Origin of the sequence: Nocardiopsis alkaliphila YIM 80379, assembly GCF_000341005.1 — a bacterium.
GTDB lineage: Bacteria > Actinomycetota > Actinomycetes > Streptosporangiales > Streptosporangiaceae > Nocardiopsis > Nocardiopsis alkaliphila.
Genome location: NZ_ANBD01000023.1, coordinates 1 through 19,074, shown reverse-complemented (window position 1 = coordinate 19,074; position 19,074 = coordinate 1). Strand labels below are relative to the sequence as shown.

The following is a 19,074-nucleotide window of genomic DNA, read 5'->3' as shown; positions in this document are numbered from 1 at the left end:
TGACATTCCCCGCCACCCGCGCCCGTACCCGAACGTCCCGCTCGGTTCTATCGCAGCTCAGCCTCGGAGGAAGTCGAGCAACGTCGCGGTCAGCGGGGCGGGAGCGTCCAGTTGCACCAGATGACCGGCCCCTTCGATCGGGCGGGTGACTGCCCCGGGGATCAGCGTGGCGAGTCGACGGCATCGCTCCGGCGGGACCCAGGCGTCCTGCTCACCCCAGGCCAACAACACGGGCAGCTTCATTTCGTGGTAAAGATCCTGGATCTGGTCGGTGTGCGCCTGATCCGCCTGCTGGATCTGCCGGTAGAACGCGGATTGTCCCTCCGGGCCGGTCCACGGAGAGACCAGGGTGTCCATGACCGACGAAGACAGCCCGATGGCACTGGCCGAACCGATGTATTCGGCGACCAGGGCTCGGTGCAGCGCGGCGGGCAGTTGCTCGAACACCTCGGTGTGGGCGCCCACCAGGCGAAAGAACGGCGACCCCCATGGCGCGAGCGCGACCGGGGAGACCAGGGCCAACCGGGAGTAGACGGCCTGGTGCAACAGGTGGGCTCGCAGCGCCACCGCTCCACCGAAGTCGTGCGCCACCACCCGTGGCGACTCCAGCTTCCAGTGCGCGAGCAGTTCGACGAAGACTTGACCCTGCGCGGCCAGGGACACCCGTTGCCCGGATCGTTGCTCCGAGGCGCCGTACCCGGGCATGTCCCAGGTGTAGACCCGATACCACTCGGACAGAGCGGCGGCGATGTCACGCCACACGTAGGAGGAGAACGGGGTGCCGTGCAGCAGGACGACGGGCTCTCCCGCACCCTCCGCTCGCCAGCGCACCACGCCCTGCTCGGACATGAACACTTCGCTCGGACGTTGTTCGATCATGAGCGGATCCTTCCTTCGTCCTGCGTGGGGTCGCCTCGAGGGTAGAGGCGGGCGGTGACCAAGGGAGGAGGTACGGCCTGGTGTCCTTCGTCGAAGACAGCCGTGCCGGGGGGTGGAAAGGGGGTGGTGCTCCATCCGGCAAGAGCACCACCCCCTATCGGGCATCGCTGGACGATGAACGGGGAATCGTCCTCGCGATGGTCAGCGGGTGAAGTCGTCGGAGCCTCGGCCGGGACCGTGGAAGAACTTCCGCCGGGGCTCGTTCTCGGGTACGGGCGGATAGGTGGGACCGTCCGAGATCGAGATCGGGCGACGACCGATCTCCACACCTTGGGCGACCAGTAGCCCGCTCACCGCGTTGCGAAGGTCCGGTAGTCGGGCGTACAGCACGTCACCGGGGCAGGCGGTGGCGTTGAAGTCCCGGTGCCCCAGGATGGCGGTCTGTGGGTCGAGCCCGTAGGCACCGCACAGCCAGGCCAGGGTTTCGACGAGCTTGTCGGTGAGGGCCTGGGTGGGCCCTACGTCCATGTAGGTGCCCTCGTTCTCGATGCCCACGCAGGTGCTGTTGTTGTCGGCCACGTGCGCGCCCACACAGTGGCTGCCCTCGCGCACGGCCGGAACGGCGCGGTCGCGTCCCTCCATCAGGTGGCCACCGCGACTGATGGTGAACTGCTGGCCGGCGTCCGCCCAGCCATTGCCGTCCATGTGGAAGTTCTGGATGGATCTGGACAGGGCCAAGGCGTGGGCCTCGGAGTAGTCGGTGCTGTTGGGGGTCGCGGTGTGGTGGACCACCACGTAGTCGGGTGGCGTGGCCAAGACCTGGACGGGGCTCGATGGGGGGCGGGCGTTCCAGTCCGCGCGAAAGTACATTCCCGGTTCGACGGTGGTGGCCCGGGTCTGGGCGCGCGCGGTGATCGAGCCGGTGCCCGTGAGCAGTGCCGCGCCGGAGACTACGGCCGCTCCCTGCAAGAGTGTGCGACGGGCCGGTCCATGGTGGGAGGACATAGGGGAGCCCTTCTGGGTGGGGGTCACTTGCCAGTCCACACCTGAACACGACCCCACCCCGCGAGCAAAGGGCCCTTGGAAAATTTCCGTTGTCCGACATCGGCCAGAATGTAAACTATTTACGCCCCTTGGCGGAAGATGGTTCCTCAGGTACCAGAGTGCACTCTGGGGCTCCTGTGGCTCGGGCCGGGCTTTGTGCGCAAAAGAGAAAGGGCCGCGAGAGCACCGCGACCCCTGGGGGATGGTCTTGCCATCAAGGATCAGCCCACCGGCTGCCGCTCCTGGGCGGTCTCACCGCGCTCGGGGTCCAAACGCCCGGTCCGGTGCAGCCACCAGTCCGCGGGCAGGGTGCCCAGCGGGGGGACCGACGCGGCCAGGGCGACCAGAGTCGGCCAGGCACCCCAACGCAGCCGGTAGGCGGCGACCAGAGTGACGATCCCATAGACGACGAACGCCCCGCCGTGCAGCGGACCGAAGATCTGTACCCCCAGTTCGCTGCCGCCGCCCAGGTACTTGAAGTACATGCCCACCAACAGGCCGGCCCAGGTGAAGGCCTCGAATACGGCCACCACTCGGAAGGCCAGGGCGGTCAAAGAGTTGAAGCTCAACGCGGTTCCTCGGTGTCGTCGCTGCTCGGGAGGGCCACGGGGGCGGGCCCCACACAGGTTAGGGCACCCTGACCGATGCCCGTTCCCAGGGTGGCTCCTGGAATCGCCGGTGTGGGGAGGCCGACACGATCAGGATGATTCTTCCTGACGGGGTGTGGACCGATCGGAAGAGAATTCGATCCGGGGATCGGAAATAGCGGCGGGGGCGAGCCCGTTACACCAGACGGATCGGTGCGGTAGCAAGTGTCCCCCGGGCTCTAACCGAAGCCTTCAGGGAATACCGCACCCCCGAGGTGGCAGGAGCCTTGTTGTGCCATCCGCCGTGAGGCGACCGCCGCACCGATCCTTCACAACACAAGCGATGGGCCCACCGAGCACTCGGTGGGCCCATCGCCGTGTGCGCCCTAGGCGTTCTGGTGGGCCTCGATGGCCTCGATGACACGCGGACGCATCTCGGCGGCGCTGATCACCGCGTCCACCGAACCCACCTCGACGGCCCGCCGGATACTGTGCACCCGGTCGAACTCCGTGGCCACCTCGCCCAGCTTCTCCGAACGTACCGAGGCGCGCACCTCCTCCAGCTCGGCGATGAGCGCGGCACGGTCGGCCCCCGAGGCCTCGGCCGTGCGGCCCTCCAGCTCCTGGACCCGCGGGTCGGCCGAGGTACGGGCGTTCACCTCACCGGCGAAGACCACGGCGGCCGCCGGGGCGCCGCCCAGCACCGAGGCGAACGAACCCTCCAACGCCAGCACCGTCATATTCGGGTTGAGCGCCTTGGAGAACACCACGAAGGCACCACCGTGGTACCGGGAGATCACGCAGAACACGATGGGCCCACGGAAGTTCACGATCGCCCGACCGATCTCCGCGCCGTACTCCAGCTGGAGCTTGCGCATGGACTCGGGCGACCCGTCGAAGCCCGACAGGTTGGCCAACACCACCAACGGCCGGTTGCCGCTGGCCGCGTTGATCGCCCGCGCCGCCTTCTTCGACGATTGTGGGAACAAGGTGCCCGCCGTGTAGGTGTCGGGGCCGTCGGCCGGAGGGAAACCACGCCGTGGCACCGACCGCGACTCGATCCCCAACAGACACACGGGGATGCCGCCCAAGTGCACGTCCTGCACCGCGGCGGTGTCGGCGTCGGCCATGCCCGCCCAACGTTCCAGTACCGGGTGGTCCTGGTCGGCCAGCGCCCGCATCACGGTCCGGATGTCGAAGGGTTTCTTGCGGTCGGGGTTGGCCTCGGTGGAGAAGATCTCGCCGACGGTGGTGAAGTCGCTGCCCTCCACCACGTGCGGGAAGGTCGAGATGTCCCGATCCACGGGGTCGCAGGTCTGGGCCCGGCGCGGTGTGGACTCACCCGGCGCGATGTAGGTGTGGTCGTAGTGCGCCATGAGGATGTCACGGGCGGCGATCAGGTTGGGCGCCCAGTACTGGGCCTGTCCGTTGGGGCCCATCACCCGGTCGTAGCCACCGATGCCGTGGTTGTCCTCGGCGGACACACCACCGGAGAAGTCCAGCGATTGCTTGCCGGTGAGCACCATCGCCGAGTCCGGAGTCATCACCAGGATGCCCTTGGTGTGCATGAGCATCGTCGCCTCGGCGTTCCAGTACGGCTGTGCGCCGACGTTGATGCCCGCGACGACGATGTTGATCTCACCGCCGTCCTGGGTGAACTCCACGATGCGCTTGAGCGCCGCGGCCACCCAGTCCATGTTCTCGGTGCCCGACTCCATGGAGATGCGGGCGCCCGCGGACAGTGCGTACCACTCCAGCGGGACCCCCATCCGCTCGGCCAGGTCCAACGCCGCGATCACTCGGCGGCACTCGGCCTCCGACAGGGCGCCCAGCGACTTGGTCGGGTCGCCCAGCAGTACCACCCGGCTCATGCCCCGTGGGTGACGTCGGGTCCTGGTGGTGACCACGCCGGCGACGATCGCCGCGCTGTTGCGGCCCTTGGGTCGTTCCACCGGAACCAGCGTGTGGCGCTCGTCCAGGTCGTGCTCGGCGAAGTCGCCCAACAGGTCGGTGAGTTCGTAGGGGTAGACGGTGTTGCGGCTGCCCGCGCGCAGTACCTTCTGCCGGTAGTCGTCGATGGGCTCGACCGGCTCCAGCGAGGGTTCACCGACCTCCATGTTGGGGGTGCCGGTGGCGTCGAAGACCACGCGCACCGCCGTCTTGACCAGCTCGCCGGTGCGCGCCTCGCGCCTACGGGCGATGAAGAGGATCTCCTCCAGTCCGGCGCCGGCGGTCGTGGGCAGTACCCGTCGCCCGAGCGCCCGAAGTTCGTCGTCGGTGATGTCGGCCGGCGGCCACACGTACAGCACGATCCGGTTGGTGTTGAATCGTTTGCGGGCCGGACGGTCGGCCTGGGCGCGACGGATCGAGTCCACACAGGTGGCGATGGTGTTCTCCGCGGTGGGCAGGGAGACCAGCCGGCCCTCGTGGTCGCGCAGTTCGGTCAGGTCACGGATCTGGGTGAAGGCGACCAGACGGTCGTCGGAGGGGTTCTCCTGGGCCACCGCCCGGAACAGGTACACCTCCTCGTCGGCGGATGGCAGACGTGTCAGGTCGAACCGGTTCCACCGCTGCATCTGCATGCGCTCGGCGATGTGCGGGTGTAGACCTCGGATGAGCCGATCCTCGACCATCCCGCCGGGGGAGGAACGGAACGTGAAGTGGTGGTGCATCACCGCGCCGTCGCGACCGGCGACGGTGGTGGTCAAACGACGCACACCGGTGGGCATGGGATGCAGGTCCACCGCCTGTTGTAGGACGGCGGCCTTCGCGTCGAAGTCCTCGGGCTGCTTCTCCCAGGCCAGGTAGACGTCGGCGTCCACCGGCTGGTCGCCGTCCGCCTGGTCGGCGAGGCCGCGCAGCGCGGCGCCCAATCCCTCGAAGCCCACCGCGGTGGAGACCAGGCGCGTGCCCTCGCGTTCGGCCACCACGTACGTGCAGTCGTTCGCGTGCACGGTACGCACGTCGGTGAGGCCCTTGTTGCCGTAGTAGCGGCGAGTGAGCACCTCCAGCAGCACCGTGTCGTCCAGGTCCTCGCGCACCAGACGCTGGCCCAGTAGACGTACGAGTGGTTCGGTGGTGCGCACCATGGACGCGATTCGCTCGGCGCGCTCGGGTGAGTCCGGGTTCTGGTCCAGGTGGCGCAGGTGACGGCGCACGTCGGCGTAGGCACGGGCGCGGTGCCGCCGCAACATGGGCTGGCCGAACCAGGCGAACACCACGCCCCGGGCCAGGTCGGCCACGGCTGGGAAACGCACCTGGGTGGCGGCCACCAGCCGCTCCAAGGCCAATCCGACGGGTTCACGCAGCTCCGTGCCGGGCGGTGCCTCCTCCAGCCAGGCGCGCAGCAGGCTGGTGATGATCACGGCGTCGGTGGTGGCGCGCTGCTGGGCCAAAAAGATGCGGAAGAGGGCCGCTTCCAGTTCGGGGGTGTGCTCCAGGTCGGTGATCCCGTAGTGGGACAGGGCTCGTGAGAGCTTGGTCTGGAACGATTCGGGCAGCCCGGCACGCTCCACGTCCAGGCTCTGTAGATAGGTGTGCAGGTACTCGCGAGGGCTGTGCACGTGGGTGTCGCCGAGGTCGTCCTCGCCGACGGGGCGGTTGCGACTCAGCTCGGTGAGGTCGGCGAACAGGCCGATGAGGGCCAGCTCGGCGGACAGGGGACGGTGACCCGCATCGGCGGCGGCGCTACGGGCGGACAGGTAGCCGTCCAGTACACGGCGCTCATCGTGCGGGTCGGGGTCGAAGCCCAGTAGCAGGGCGCGCAGGCCCTCTTGGCCTCGTGTGATCAGTTCGGTGGTCGGCACGTCCTCGGACGGTGCGGGCAGGTCGATCTCGACCGGTTCGGCGGTCGCCTCGCTTTCCTCCTCGGTGTCGGCCAGCGGTTCCAGGCGCAGCAGCGGGGCACCGGTCTCGACTTGGCCGCCCACGCTGACGGAGCACTCCTTCAGGCGTGCCCGGAACGGTGCGCGCATCACCGTCTCCATCTTCATGCTCTCCAGGACCAGCACGGGAGCGCCGGCCTCGACCTCGCTGCCCACCTCCACCGGAGTGGCGACCACCAGCGCGGGCGTGGGCGAGCGCAGCACGCCGCCCTCGTCCAGGCTGACCCGGTGGGCCACACCGTTCACCTCCACCAGGTGGATCGGGCCGTGGGTGCCGATGAGCAGGTGGTAGCGGGTGCCGTTGACGGTGATGCGGCCGGTGTGGGAGTCGAAGCGTTCCAGTTCCACGTCGGCGATGCGCGTGTTCTCATCGACCGCCACACCCACTCGAAAGCGGTCCGTGCCCACGCGGGCCACCCGAACCCGGTAGCCGACCCCGCGCAACTTCAGGTCCAGGGGGCGCCCGCTCTCGTGCTGTACCTGGGGGCGCCCGCCGAACGCGGTCGAGAACAGACGCCGGCGCTCGACCCGTTCCTCCTCCTCGTAGGCCTCGATGGCGGCGGCGGCCAGGGCCACCGCGGAGTGCCGGTGCGACACGAGCCCGCCCTCGGCGCGGATCCGGTCGATCCACCCGGTGTCGGCGGTGGCGTCGATGACCTCGGGGCGGTCCAACAGGTCCAGTACGAAGCTCTTGTTGGTGGCACCGCCCTCGATGATGACGGTGGTCTCGCGCATCGCCCGGCGAAGACGGGCCATCGCCTGCTCTCGGTCGTGCCCATAGGCGATGATCTTGGCGATCATGGAGTCGAAGTCGGCGGGGATGGTGTCGCCCTCGGTCACACCGGTGTCCACGCGCACGCCCGGACCGGCGGGCAGGTCCAAGCGCGCGATGCGCCCAGGGGAGGGGGCGAAGTCGCGGTCGGGGTCCTCGGCGTTGAGCCGGGCCTCCACCGCGTGCCCGCGCTCCGCCGGTGGCTCGCCTTCCAGCCTGCCGCCGGAGGCCACGTGCAGCTGGGCCCGCACCAGGTCGAACCCGGTGGTGGCCTCGGTGATGGGGTGCTCGACCTGAAGGCGGGTGTTGACCTCCAAGAACGCGAACAGCTTCTCCTGGGGGTGGTAGAGGAACTCCACGGTGGCGGCGCCGCGATAGTCCACCGCGATGGCCAAGCGCTCGGCGGAGGCCTTCAACTCCCGGGTCTGTTCCGGGCTCAGCAGGGGGGAGGCCGATTCCTCGATGACCTTCTGGTTGCGGCGTTGTACCGAGCAGTCACGTACGCCCAGGGCCCAGGCGGTGCCCTGGCCGTCGGCGATGACCTGCACTTCGACGTGTCGGGCGCCGGTGACCAGGCGCTCCAGGAAGACCACGCCGCTACCGAAGGCGCGCTGGGCCTCCTGGCTGGTGCGTTCGTAGGCGTCGGTGAGTTCGGCACCGTCGTTGACCACCCGGATGCCGCGCCCGCCACCGCCCGCGGTGGCCTTGAGCATCAACGGGTAGCCGATCCGCTCACCCGCGGCCAGGGCCTCTTCGAGGGTGGCCACGGGGCCACGGCTCCATGGGGCGACCGGGACGCCGACCTCTTCGGCGATCAGCTTGGCGCCGATCTTGTCGCCGAGTTTGCGCATGGCCTCGGCGTCGGGTCCCACGAACGTGACCCCGATGCGTTCGCACAGCTGAGCGAAGGCCGGGTCCTCGGCGACGAAGCCCCAACCCACCCAGGCGGCGTCGGCGCCCGACTCGACCAGGGCGCGCTCCAGCAGCTCCAGGTTCAGGTAGGGGCGAGCGGTGGCCGGACCCAGATCGTAGGCCAGGTCCGCCTCGCGCACGAACGCGGCCGAACGGTCGACGTCGGTGTGCAGGGCGACGGTCTCGATCGGTGTTCCGCTCTCGGCGGCGATGTCCCGGACGGCGTGGATGAGACGCATGGCTGCCTCACCACGGTTCACGATGGCGACACGACTGAACACCCGAATGAGCCCTTCTGTAGGTCCAATGTTGTGCGCGCGGCGAGAATGAGGCCCCGGCGGTCTCCACCTTCTCGTCTCAGGGGCCGGTTCCGCCATGCCGCATCCAACGCATCTTGGTGGGTTTCCGTTGTGGGAAACGACCAAAAACACTTCCGGTCCCAAGGTGGTGGAACGACCGTGGAGTGCTCGAACCCCATGTGGGCGTCTTGCCGACCTCACCCTGGTCCAGGGCCGACTGTGGGGACCTTACAAGATCGGCCTCGAACGCCCTGGGTGAGTCGGGGCGTGTTCGATGGGGGTGGTGGGAACGTGGCGCTGAGCCCTGGCCGAACAAGGTCGACTTAGGTTAGTCTAACCTTCGCGGAGTCCAGGGTCGCCGGTTCCTTCCGGGAGCCCTGTCCCCATGCCCGCGACACCTCCGTCCTCGCCGGTCGAGGGCGCTCCCTTCCGACCGCCCGCCCCGAAAGAGGAGGCCCCCATGGCTCAGCAGCTCTCCGATTTCCGCCCCGTCCACCCCCGGGCCGCCTCGGTTCGCACCATGGTCGTGCACGCCACCTCGCGCCCCTATCCGGGTTTTGCCCGTGTCACCCTGCGCGGCACCGGAGACGGGTTCGAGGAGGACTTCGAACCCTTGGGCTTCGATCAGTGGTTCCGACTGTTCCTGCCCGCCCCGAGCGGTACCCTCGACCTCCCCGTGGGCGGCGCGGAGGGCTGGTATTCCCGCTTGCTGGCCATGGAGGAGTCGCATCGACCGGTGGTGCGCAACTACACCATCCGCGACGCTCGCCGGGCGGGTCACACCTGGGAAGTCGACGTCGACTTCGTCATCCACCGCTGCGTCGCCACCGGAGAGGTCGAGGGTGTGGCCGCCCGCTGGGCCCTGCAGGCACGTCCGGGCGATCGGGTCGGTGTGCTCGACCAAGGGCGCATCTTCAACACCGAAGGCCACACCGGGCCGGTCCTGGTGGTGGCCGACGAGAGCGGATTGCCCGGCGTGGAGGCCATCGCGCGTTCCTTGGCCGGGGCCCCCTGCGACTACGTCCTAGAGGTGCCCGACGCGGGTGACCGCCGTGAACTGCCCGGAGCCCACCCGACATGGACGGTGCGTACGCAGGGCCAAAGCGTGGGGGATTCGGCCCTGGAGATTCTACGTCTTCGCACCCTCACCCCCGACACCTGCGTGTACGTCGTCGGCGAGGCCGCTTTCGTCTTGGCCGCGCGTTCCCTGGCCTTGGCCGCGGGCGTTCCCAAGAGCGGCGTGCAGTTCTGCGCCTACTGGCGGGTGGGCCGCCGCGCCAAGCGGAGCTGAGCCTCGCTGTCGATCGTTCGCCCTCGGAGCCCTCTCCGGGGGCTTCTTTGTGCTGCCAGGCCCCTCCCAAGGTCTGCTGTGACACGGTGCACTCAGTGCTACGTTGCACGGAGTGCATCCAATTCCCTAATCTGTACCCCATGGCAAACCGCAGACGCACCGCCGTGCCCGACCGGCGTGAAGCCCTCAAGGCACGACACCGGCGCGCCATCATCGACGCCGCCGCGGCGCTGATGACCGAGATCGGCGGCACCGAATTCACCGTCGAGCAGCTCGCCACGAGGGCCGACGTCTCCCGTCGCACTGTGTTCAACCACTTCAAGACGGTGGACGACATCACCCTCGAGGTGTTCCGCGAAATGCTCGGGGTCGTCTTGGACCATGTCGACGCCAACCTCCTCGAGGAGAGTGACGGCGCCTCGATGTTCGACCGGGTCGCCACCGCCCTGCGCGCCACCGACCTGGTCACCCCGATCACCGAACTCACCCGTATCTTCCAGGACCAGGACGGCGAACCCGTCCAGATCTTCGGTGCCGGTCGACGTGAACTCGAGCCTCGCCAGGCCGTGTTCTTCGAGCGCGCCATCACCGACCTGGGCACCCGGATCTCCGCCATCGCCCTGCGTCACCACCCCCGGGCCGACCGCCTGGAGGTCGACTTGATGTGCGGTGCCCTGGTCGGCGGTGCCCTGGCCGTGTTCCGGCACTGGATCCACGCCACCGGCGGGGTCGCCACACCCGAGTCCCGCCGTCTATGGGACGAACTGCTCGCCCGCATGATCAACGTCTACCGCGACGGCTTCGAGGCCCTGGCCTCCAAGACCCACCTGTCCTGAGCGCATCCGCGCGACCACAACCCACCTCTGCGCAGAAAAACCATGGCTGAACTTCTCTACAGACTCGGGCGTGCCTCGGCACGACGCGCCCGCAGCGTCATCGCGATCTGGCTCGCTCTCCTGGTGGCGGCCACCGGCGCCTTCTTCCTTTTCTCCGGGGAATTGGAGGACGGATTCTCCATTCCCGGCACGCCCACCGACGAGGTCAACCAGCGCCTTCGCGCGGAGTTCGACGGTATGGGCGGTGGATCGGGCACGATCGTCTACCAGACCGAGAGCGGTGAGGCCTTCACCCGCGACCAGAAGGAGGCCATCGGCGAGAACATCGAACGCGCCGCCGACATCGACGGTGTCGAAAGCGTCGTCGACCCGTTCGCGACCGAGGACGAACGCGCCGAACAGGTCGAACAGATCGAGGACGGCCGCGAACAGATCGACGACGCCCGCGCCGAGATCGAGGACGGCCAAGAACAGCTCGACGAGGGCCGCGCCCAGGCAGAGGCCGCCGGAATGCTCGACCAGCTCGAGGAAGGACTCGACGCCCAACAGGCGGAGATCGACCGGGGCCTGGAGACCCTGGAGGAAGAGGAGGAACGGCTCGAACGGGGCGAGGCCCTGATGGAAATGGCCTCCAGCGTCGAAACCGTCTCCGACGACGGCACTACCGCCCTGGTCATGGTCTCCTTCACCGCCGCCCAGGAAGAGGTCGCCCAGGAGACCCGCGACGCCGTCATCTCCACCTTCGAAAGCGACCCGGTGCCCGGCGCCACCGTCGACTTCGCCGACGACATCGCCATGGAGCTGCCCAGCCTGGTCAGCAAAGCCGAGGTCATCGGCGTGATCGTGGCCGGCATCGTCCTGGTGGTCATGCTCGGCACCCTCATCGGCGCCGGACTGCCGATCCTCACCGCCCTCATCGGCGTGGGCATCGCCACCCTCACCACCATGTCGCTGTCCGGTGTCCTGGAGATCGCCGACATCACTCCGATCCTGGGCCTCATGCTCGGCCTGGCGGTGGGCATCGACTACGCCCTGTTCATCGTCAACCGGCACCGGCGCCAACTCAAGCAGCGCATGGAGCTGTCCGAATCCATCGGATTGGCCAACGGCACCGCCGGTAACGCCGTGGTCTTCGCGGGTGCCACCGTACTCATCGCCCTGCTGGGCCTGAACCTCACCGGTATCGGCTTCCTCGGCCTCATGGGCAGCGTCGGCGCCATTGCCATCGCCATCGCCGTGCTCGTCGCCGTGACCCTGATCCCGGCACTGCTGAGCCTGGTGGGCGTGCGCATCCTGTCCAAGCGCGAACGCGCCCGCCTTCAGGCCCCGTCGAGCAACGGCCAGGCCACCGCGGGCGCCCACGCGGTCACCGAGCTCAAGCCGATGTCCAACATCCAGGCGATCGTCCGGGCCGCCATCGCGATCATCGTCCTGGGGGTCATCGCCCTGCCCGCCCTCGACCTGCGTCAGGGCCTGCCCGACGGTTCCTCACAGGCGGTCGACTCCACCCAGTACCGGGCCTTCAGCATCATCGCCGAGAAGTTCGGTGAAGGGCAGAACGGCCCCCTCCTGGTCATCGCCGACCTGCCCGGTGGTCCCAACGACGAAGAGGCCGAGGCCAACGCGGAGCAGTACCAGTACGAGGTCGCCGACGCCATCCACGCCCTGGACGAGGTCGAGGGCGTGGCGCCCATCGGAATCTCCGACGACCACACCATCGCCACCTTCCAGGTCGAGCCGGTGGAAGGTCCCTCCAGCGAGTCCACCGAGGAACTGGTCCACACGCTGCGCGACATGGAGNCCCGGCGACCCGCCGCTCGGCGTCGCCGGTATGGCCAGCGGCAACATCGACATCTCCGAGAAGATCGCCGACTCCCTACCGACCTACCTGACCGTGGTGGTGGGCCTGGCCCTGGTCATCCTGCTACTGGTGTTCCGGTCGATCTTCGTACCGGTGGTGGCCACGCTCGGCTTCATCCTGTCCTACTTCGCGGCCCTGGGCGGTGTGGTCGCCGTCTACCAGTGGGGTTGGCTCAGCGGCCTGATCGGACTGGCCGAACCCGGACCGGTGCTGAGCTTCCTGCCCACGATCGTGGTGGGAATCCTGTTCGGCCTGGCCATGGACTACATGCTCTTCATCGGCACGGGCATGCGCGAGGCCTACGTGCACGGCGCACCCGCCCGGCTCGCCGTGGCACAGGGCTTCCGGGCCGGCCGCTCGGTGGTCACCGCCGCCGCGATCATCATGATCTCGGTCTTCGGCGGGTTCATCTTCTCCGAGATGACGATGATCAGCTCGATCGGCTTCGGGCTCGCCTTCGGTGTGCTGCTGGACGCGTTCATGGTCCGTATGCTGCTCATCCCCGCGCTGATGCACCTGGCCGGGGACGGTGCCTGGTGGCTGCCCAAGTGGCTGGACCGGATCCTGCCCGACATCGACGTGGAGGGCTCGGCCCTGGAACGCGCCCACGCAGGACACCCGGTCGAGGTCGCGGGGGACCAGGCCCCGGCCAAGGAGGGCGCGCAGGAGTCCGAGGTCGACTCCGGCAGGCTCTGATCCCTTGAGGGATGTGGCCCGGCGGGGCGCCCCGGAACATCGACGAGGCCCCGCCGGGCCCTTTCACGTTCGACTTCGCCCGAGACAAAGGTGTGACCGTGTCACGTTCGGAATCGTCTTCGATCGGGAAGAGCGACAAGGACACCGAGCACTCCAAGGAGGGCGGCATGAGCGAGAACGGGCAGGCCCGGTATCCGACGGGAGCTCCTTGCTGGGCCGAACTGACCACCGCGGACCCGCGTCGATCGGCCGCCTTCTACGGAGAACTCCTCGGTTGGCGGTACGAGGAGACCACACCCGGCCCCTACCTCACGGCCCACATCCCCGGCCATGAGGGGGACGTCGCGGGTCTGGGAACCCTGACCTCCACACCACCGACCACGGCTCGTTGGACCACCTACATGCGGGTGGAAGAGGCCGACGCCGCCGCCGAACGGGTGCGTTCGGCCGGGGGCGCCGTCCTGGACGAGCCCACCGACACCGAAGGACTGGCCCGCACCGCGCTGTGCGCCGACCCCACGGGCGCCGTCTTCGGCCTGTGGGAGGCGCGTGGCAACGGCGGCGCCCACCTGCTCGGGACCCCCGGTGCCTGGAACTTCAGCAATCTGACCACCTCCGATCCCGAGGCCGCCGCCACCTTCTACGGCGAGGTCTTCGGCTGGCGAACCCAGGAAACGGAGCTCGGGGAAGAGGACGAGGAGTCCCTGTGGGTGTGCCTTCCCGGCTACGGGCGCTTCCTCCAAGAGCTGGGCGGCCGTACCGACCGGGATCTCTCCGATGGCGTCGCCAGGGTTTTCGCGGTCCCCGCCGAGACCCTGGCCGACACCGTCCCGCAGTGGAGCGTGGACTTCGCCGTCACCGACGTCGAAGCCGTCCTGAGCCGGGTCGCCCAGCTCGGTGGCACGGTGGTCACCCCCCTCGCGGACAGGGGAGGGAGGCGCTTCGGCGCCTTCCAAGATCCCGAGGGCACGGTCATGGCGGTCAGCGAGGGCGACGACACCGGCCAGGGCGCGGGCGAGGAACCACCCACCTGAACACCTGAGCCGGCCTCCCCGGGCCCGGCACGCCACCGGGCCGTCTCGATCCGAGGCGGCCCGGTCCTTGGGGTCCGCTCTTGGAGAACCCTTCGCATCGCGCCAGAGCACGTACCCGAGGCCGGATGTGACGCACGCGGGGGCCGAGCAACGGAATACAACCGTGGCCGTCGGTGGCTGTGACCGGTATACACACCCGCTTCCTCGAACATAAGGAAACGCCGACGTTGTCTGTGCCCTTGAGCATTCTCGACCTGCTCCCCATCTCCGAGGGGTCCACCGCACGGGAGGCCATCGCCGCCTCGATGGAATCGGCCCGCCTCGCTGATCGGCTGGGCTTCGACCGGCTCTGGTTCGCCGAGCATCACAACACCGCCAACCTCGCCGCCAGCGCCACTTCGCTGCTCATCTCCCAGGCGGCCACGGTCACGGAGCGGATCCGGGTGGGGTCGGGTGGTGTGATGTTGCCCAACCACGCTCCACTCATGGTGGCCGAACAGTACGGGACCCTGGCCAACATGCACGGGGATCGGATCGACCTGGGCCTGGGGCGGGCCCCGGGGACGGACATGATGACCGCCCAAGCGCTGAGTCGATCCTCGGCCGAACCGCAGGCCTTCGCCCAGAGCATCTATGACCTGCAAGGATGGTTCGGCCGGACCGGAACCGCGCACAGCTCGCCGATCGTTTCCGCGGTCTCCAGCGGGACCGAGGTGCCCATCTGGGTGCTGGGATCGACGGTCAACGGCGCGTCCATCGCCGGCCAGTTGGGTCTGCCCTTCTCGGTCGCCTCGCACTTCGCCCCGGACCAACTCGACGAGGCCATCCAGGTGTACCGGGAGGCGTTCTCCACCGAAGCACCCACCGCTCGGATCGAAAAACCCTACGTCATGGCCGGGATCAACGTCCTCGTGGCGGACACGGACGAGGAGGCGCAGCGGGAGTTCACCGTGGTCGAGCAGATGTTCCTCGACATTCGGCATGGGAAGCGCCGTAAGATCCAGCCTCCGGTGGACCCGGAGACGCTCGTCGGCCAAGGAGGAGGGAACAACCCCATGCTGCGGATCAAGGCCGTGGGTTCCCCGCGCAGGGTCAAGACACAGCTGGAGGAGTTCGTGGAGCGCACCGGTGCCGACGAGTTGATCACCGTCACCTACACCTACGATCCGGCGGCGCGGGACCGATCGCTGCGATTGCTCGCCCAGAGCTGGTTCTGAGCCGGGAAGCCGAGCGGTCCGGCCTCCGCGGCCATCTCGGCCGGCGTCATCGTGGGCCGTTGTGGCCGCAAGGATCGGATCACGTCCAGCCCTCGGGCCAGGGCCTCATCGACCGGGTCGGCGCCGGCCCACCCCGGCGCCGACCCGCTCCTTCGCTCAGCGTCCGCGGGTGCTCGAATCCCGGAACTCGGTGTAGGTGTAGGGGTTGTCCAGCACCTTGGACTCGGGGACGTCGGGGCTCATGCCGGCCGCCCATTCGGTCTCGCCCACGGCCGAACGCAGATGCTCGACGGTGGCATCGATGTCCCGGCGCACCGCTTCCAGGTCCACACCCACCAGCCGGTGCTCGTACTTGACCACCCGCCCATCGACCAGAACCGTGTGCACGTCACCGCGCTGGGCCTGAAAGACCACGTGCCCGTACGGGTTGAGCAGGGGGAACGAGACCGGGGAGTGGTCGTTGCGGATCAGCACCAGGTCGGCCTTGGCCCCGGGGACGATCCGTCCCAGATCATCGCGGCCCAGCACCGTGGCTCCGCCCCGGGTCGCCCACTCCACCACCTGCGGAGCGCGCAGCGCGGAGTGGGTCACCGTCTCACCCCTGGACTGGGCCTCCAGGTGTTCACGGGAACGGTCGGCGCCCAAGGTGGCGCGCATGGCGCTGAACAGGTCACCACTCCACCACACGCTGGTGTCCATGGAAAGGGAGACCGGGATGTCGTACGCCCGCAACTTCCAGGTGGGCGGGTACCCCTGTCCGGCGCTCTGCTCGCTCTCGGTGGACACCGACACCGAGCCACCGGTGGCGGCGATGCGCTGGTAGGAGTCCTCGGACAGGGAAGCGGCGTGCACGTAGACGGTCTCGGGTCCCATGAACCCGTTCTCGTACATGAGCTTGATGCCGTTGTCGCCGGTGGCGCCCCACACCCCGGCGTGGGTGGTCACCGCCAGCCCCAGTTCGCGGGCGACCTCGAAGGCGGGGCGTTCGGGAAAGTCCGGGTCGCCGGTGACGTCGAAGGCGACCTGAAGGCCTAGCCGGTCGTTGTCACGGTGACGCTCGACGAAGGCGCGGAACTCGGGGGTGGCGGTCCATTCCGCGGGTGCCTGCTGGATGTTGCCGTAGGCCAAGACGTACCGGCCGGGGGCGTTGAGCAGGGCGTCGGCGGCGGCGTCGGCGTGGTCGGGGGTCCGTAGCCCGTGTGACCAGTCCACGACGGTGGTGACCCCGGCTTCCAAGGCCTCCAACGCGGCCAGGGTATTGCCCGCGTGCACGTCCTCGGGGCGAAAGCGCACGCCGTGTTCCAGGTAGTACCAGACGAAGTACTGCGTCAGTGTCCAATCGGCACCGTAGCCGCGCATGGCGGTCTGCCACATGTGCCGGTGGGTGTCGATCATGCCGGGCATGACCACACCGCCGCCGGCGTCGATCTCCGTGGTGCCTTGGGGAACCGCCAGGTGGCGCCCCACTTCGGCGATGCGGTCATCGACCACCAGTACGTCGGTGTCGGTCAGGACCGTGCGAGCGGCGTCCATGGTCAAAACGGTGCCGCCGCGCAGCACCACGGGACGGTCGAAGGGGGCGTCGCCGGTCGTGGTCACGAGGGCTCCTCACTTGATCTACTGCCTGACGGCGCCTTTTCCACGCCGTCGCCGTGCGTGGTCTCACCGGTCGAGTGCCCACACGGGTCGTGGTCTTTTCGGGGGTGTCCTCGTGCTTCCACGTGCTGTGCGGACCAAAGTCCGTTCTGTGGGCACCGACTCGAATTTCACTGTCGAATTTTCTCCAACGTCTGTCAAATAGACCTGGAAATCGGGGTTCGGAGGCCCTTCCCGCTTTGACCGAGGAACCTCGTGGCAAGAAACGTCGCCGAGCCCGTCCCTCTCGGCGAGCCCGGGCTCGAAGGGCCGATGCCCGCGCACCCCAAGAGCACGAAGGGCCGCCACCCACGGCTCGCGTTCCAGCGGTGGGTGGCGGCCCTTGCCACAGGGCTCGGTTACAGGTTCTTCTCCTCCACGACCTCGAACTCCAAGACGTCGGTGAACGCGCGGCCGTAGGAGTCGGTCGCGGTCACCTCGGCGGTGTGCGTGCCGGCGTCGAGGTCCTCGGGTAGGTCGAATCGCCACAGGTGCATCGTCCGGTCGGCGAGGCTGCCGCCGTGGACCAACTGCTGGGAGACCGCGTACGGGTCGGAGTACTCGGCGCCCACGTTGGGGCTCTCACCCTCCAACCGCTGGGTACGCGTGGCCTGCCCGGCCGGCTCGCCGTCGATGCTCACCTGGACCCTGGACCCGGTGGAGCCGAGGAAGAAATTGGTCGTCAGCCAGCTGCCCTTGGTCAGGTCGGTGCGGTCGAGCACCAAGAGGTCGTCCGGCTCGGGGGCCCGGCCGACACGATCGGCGTTGCGCTCGTACCACTCACGGTAGGTCGGGCTGTTGATCCCCAGCTGTGTCTGCACGTCGTCGGACTCACCGGTGACGGTGTAGCGCTCCTGGAACCGGTTGCCCTCGATGTCCAGTGTCACCAGGCCAGGACGCCCACCGTCACGGCCGATCGCCGTCGGGTAACCCCTCTCCCCGATCTGACCGGAGTACCAGTCACCCGAGATAGCGCCCACGGTGATGTGCGGGAAGGGAAGCCCTTGGACGCCGAAGAGGTCGCGCCAGCCCTTGACGTCGTCGCCGGCCTTCAGGTTCTCGATGCTGTGACTGTGACCGGCCAGTGCCACGGCCTGGCGGCCCCGCAGCATCTCGTGCACCCGCACGACCTGGTCGACCTGGTGCACCGGGGAACTCTCGTCGGCGTAGTTGAGCAGACCGATGTGACCGGCGAGCACGATGAGCTTGTCACGGTCGACGTTGTTCAGGTCGTTTTGGAGCCAGGTGAGCTGGTCCTCGTCCAGGCGCCCGTTGTAGGCCGGCTTGTCCTGGGGGTCGGCGCAACGCGACTCGATGCCCTCGGGGCTGTCAGGGCCCGCGGTACACGGATAGTCGACGGTGTTCAGTGCGATGACGTGCGCGTCGCCGACGTCGAAGGAGTAGTACGCCGGAGCCAACTGTGCACGGAAGGTGTCGAAGGAGTGCTCGGCGTTCGGTGCGTCGAAGTCCAGGTCGTGGTTGCCCGGCAGGAAACGGGCCGGCCCGTTGGTCTGGCGGACCAGCTCCTTGACGTCGGGGTAGAGCGACAGGTCGTCACCCACGACGTCGCCCACGAACAGCGTGCCGCAGCCGGCGTAGTCGTCGCGCTCGGCCAGGTCCTTGATGGCACCGGCGCGCGCGTACTCGATCTCCTGCTCGTCGTAGGTCTGCAGGTCACCGGCGATGACGCAGCTCTGCGAAGCAGCGGCCGTTGCCTGGCTCCGTACGAGGGGGAAGTTGATCTCGGAGGGCAGCGGGCCGGTGGGCTCGATCCCGCCGTAGCGCAGGTCGGGGGAGCCCTCGGGCAGGTGGTTGTAGTGGAACTGGGGGATGTTGTACTCGTCCAGCGGCACCTGGTAGCCCGAGGGCTGGGTGATCGACACGGTCATGTTGTCGAAGGCGGGCAGCCGGTAATGGCCCCTGCTGTCGGTCCGCACCACGTCACGACCGTTGGTGACCATGACGTCGGACAGGCCACGCTCACCACGGTCGCTGACGCCGTTCTGATTTTTGTCGACGAACACTCTGCCGGTCAGTACCGAATCATCGGAGTCGGCCGAGGCGGGGACGACCTCGATGCCACCGCGATAGACGGATGATCCCGTCGATGGTGACGCCGTGGTCGGG

General features: G+C 68.4%; 10 protein-coding genes and 1 pseudogene. 5 read left to right on the top strand and 6 right to left on the bottom strand.

The features are described 5' to 3' along the window. Window positions 1-57: 57 nt before the first annotated feature. From D472_RS0102780 to D472_RS0102760, 4 genes are all read right to left on the bottom strand, one after another. Window positions 58-879: an alpha/beta fold hydrolase gene (locus D472_RS0102780; RefSeq protein WP_017602981.1), complete on the bottom strand. Its 822-nt coding sequence runs from the start codon at window positions 877-879 to the stop codon at window positions 58-60. Window positions 880-1,080: 201 nt separating this feature from the next. After that, window positions 1,081-1,884: a peptidoglycan recognition protein family protein gene (locus tag D472_RS0102770; RefSeq protein ID WP_017602979.1), complete on the bottom strand. Its 804-nt coding sequence runs from the start codon at window positions 1,882-1,884 to the stop codon at window positions 1,081-1,083. A 260-nt stretch (window positions 1,885-2,144) separates the two neighbouring features. Then, window positions 2,145-2,492, bottom strand: a complete 348-nt coding sequence (locus tag D472_RS0102765; RefSeq protein ID WP_017602978.1) for a DUF3817 domain-containing protein — start codon at window positions 2,490-2,492, stop codon at window positions 2,145-2,147. A 404-nt stretch (window positions 2,493-2,896) separates the two neighbouring features. Then, window positions 2,897-8,359 (bottom strand): ATP-binding protein, encoded by a 5,463-nt coding sequence (locus tag D472_RS0102760; protein ID WP_017602977.1) that lies wholly within the window; start codon window positions 8,357-8,359, stop codon window positions 2,897-2,899. A gap of 478 nt (window positions 8,360-8,837) precedes the next feature. Between D472_RS0102760 and D472_RS0102755 the strand changes: the two genes are divergently transcribed. The 5 genes and pseudogenes from D472_RS0102755 to D472_RS0102735 all read left to right on the top strand — a co-directional run bounded on the left by D472_RS0102755 (window position 8,838) and on the right by D472_RS0102735 (window position 15,312). Then, a complete protein-coding gene (locus D472_RS0102755) occupies window positions 8,838-9,668 on the top strand; it encodes a siderophore-interacting protein (protein WP_017602976.1) in 831 nt (276 codons plus the stop codon). 140 nt (window positions 9,669-9,808) lie between these two features. Further along, entirely contained in the window at window positions 9,809-10,504 is a 696-nt protein-coding gene (locus D472_RS0102750; protein ID WP_017602975.1) for a TetR/AcrR family transcriptional regulator, read from the top strand. A gap of 42 nt (window positions 10,505-10,546) precedes the next feature. Further along, window positions 10,547-13,061 (top strand): annotated as a pseudogene (locus D472_RS26570) (MMPL family transporter). A gap of 98 nt (window positions 13,062-13,159) precedes the next feature. Next, on the top strand, window positions 13,160-14,095 hold the full coding sequence (locus tag D472_RS24670; protein ID WP_239642896.1) for a VOC family protein: 936 nt from the start codon (window positions 13,160-13,162) through the stop codon (window positions 14,093-14,095). Window positions 14,096-14,328: 233 nt separating this feature from the next. Further along, window positions 14,329-15,312, top strand: coding sequence for an LLM class flavin-dependent oxidoreductase (locus D472_RS0102735; protein WP_017602973.1), 984 nt, complete (start codon window positions 14,329-14,331; stop codon window positions 15,310-15,312). Between the two features lie 156 nt (window positions 15,313-15,468). On the opposite strand, the gene D472_RS0102730 is transcribed toward D472_RS0102735, so the two are convergent. Both D472_RS0102730 and D472_RS0102725 read right to left on the bottom strand, forming a co-directional pair. Beyond that, window positions 15,469-16,911 (bottom strand): amidohydrolase family protein, encoded by a 1,443-nt coding sequence (locus tag D472_RS0102730; protein ID WP_017602972.1) that lies wholly within the window; start codon window positions 16,909-16,911, stop codon window positions 15,469-15,471. 395 nt (window positions 16,912-17,306) lie between these two features. Next, window positions 17,307-19,074 (bottom strand): calcineurin-like phosphoesterase C-terminal domain-containing protein (locus D472_RS0102725; protein WP_017602971.1); only part of this gene is annotated, 1,768 nt, incomplete at its 5' end.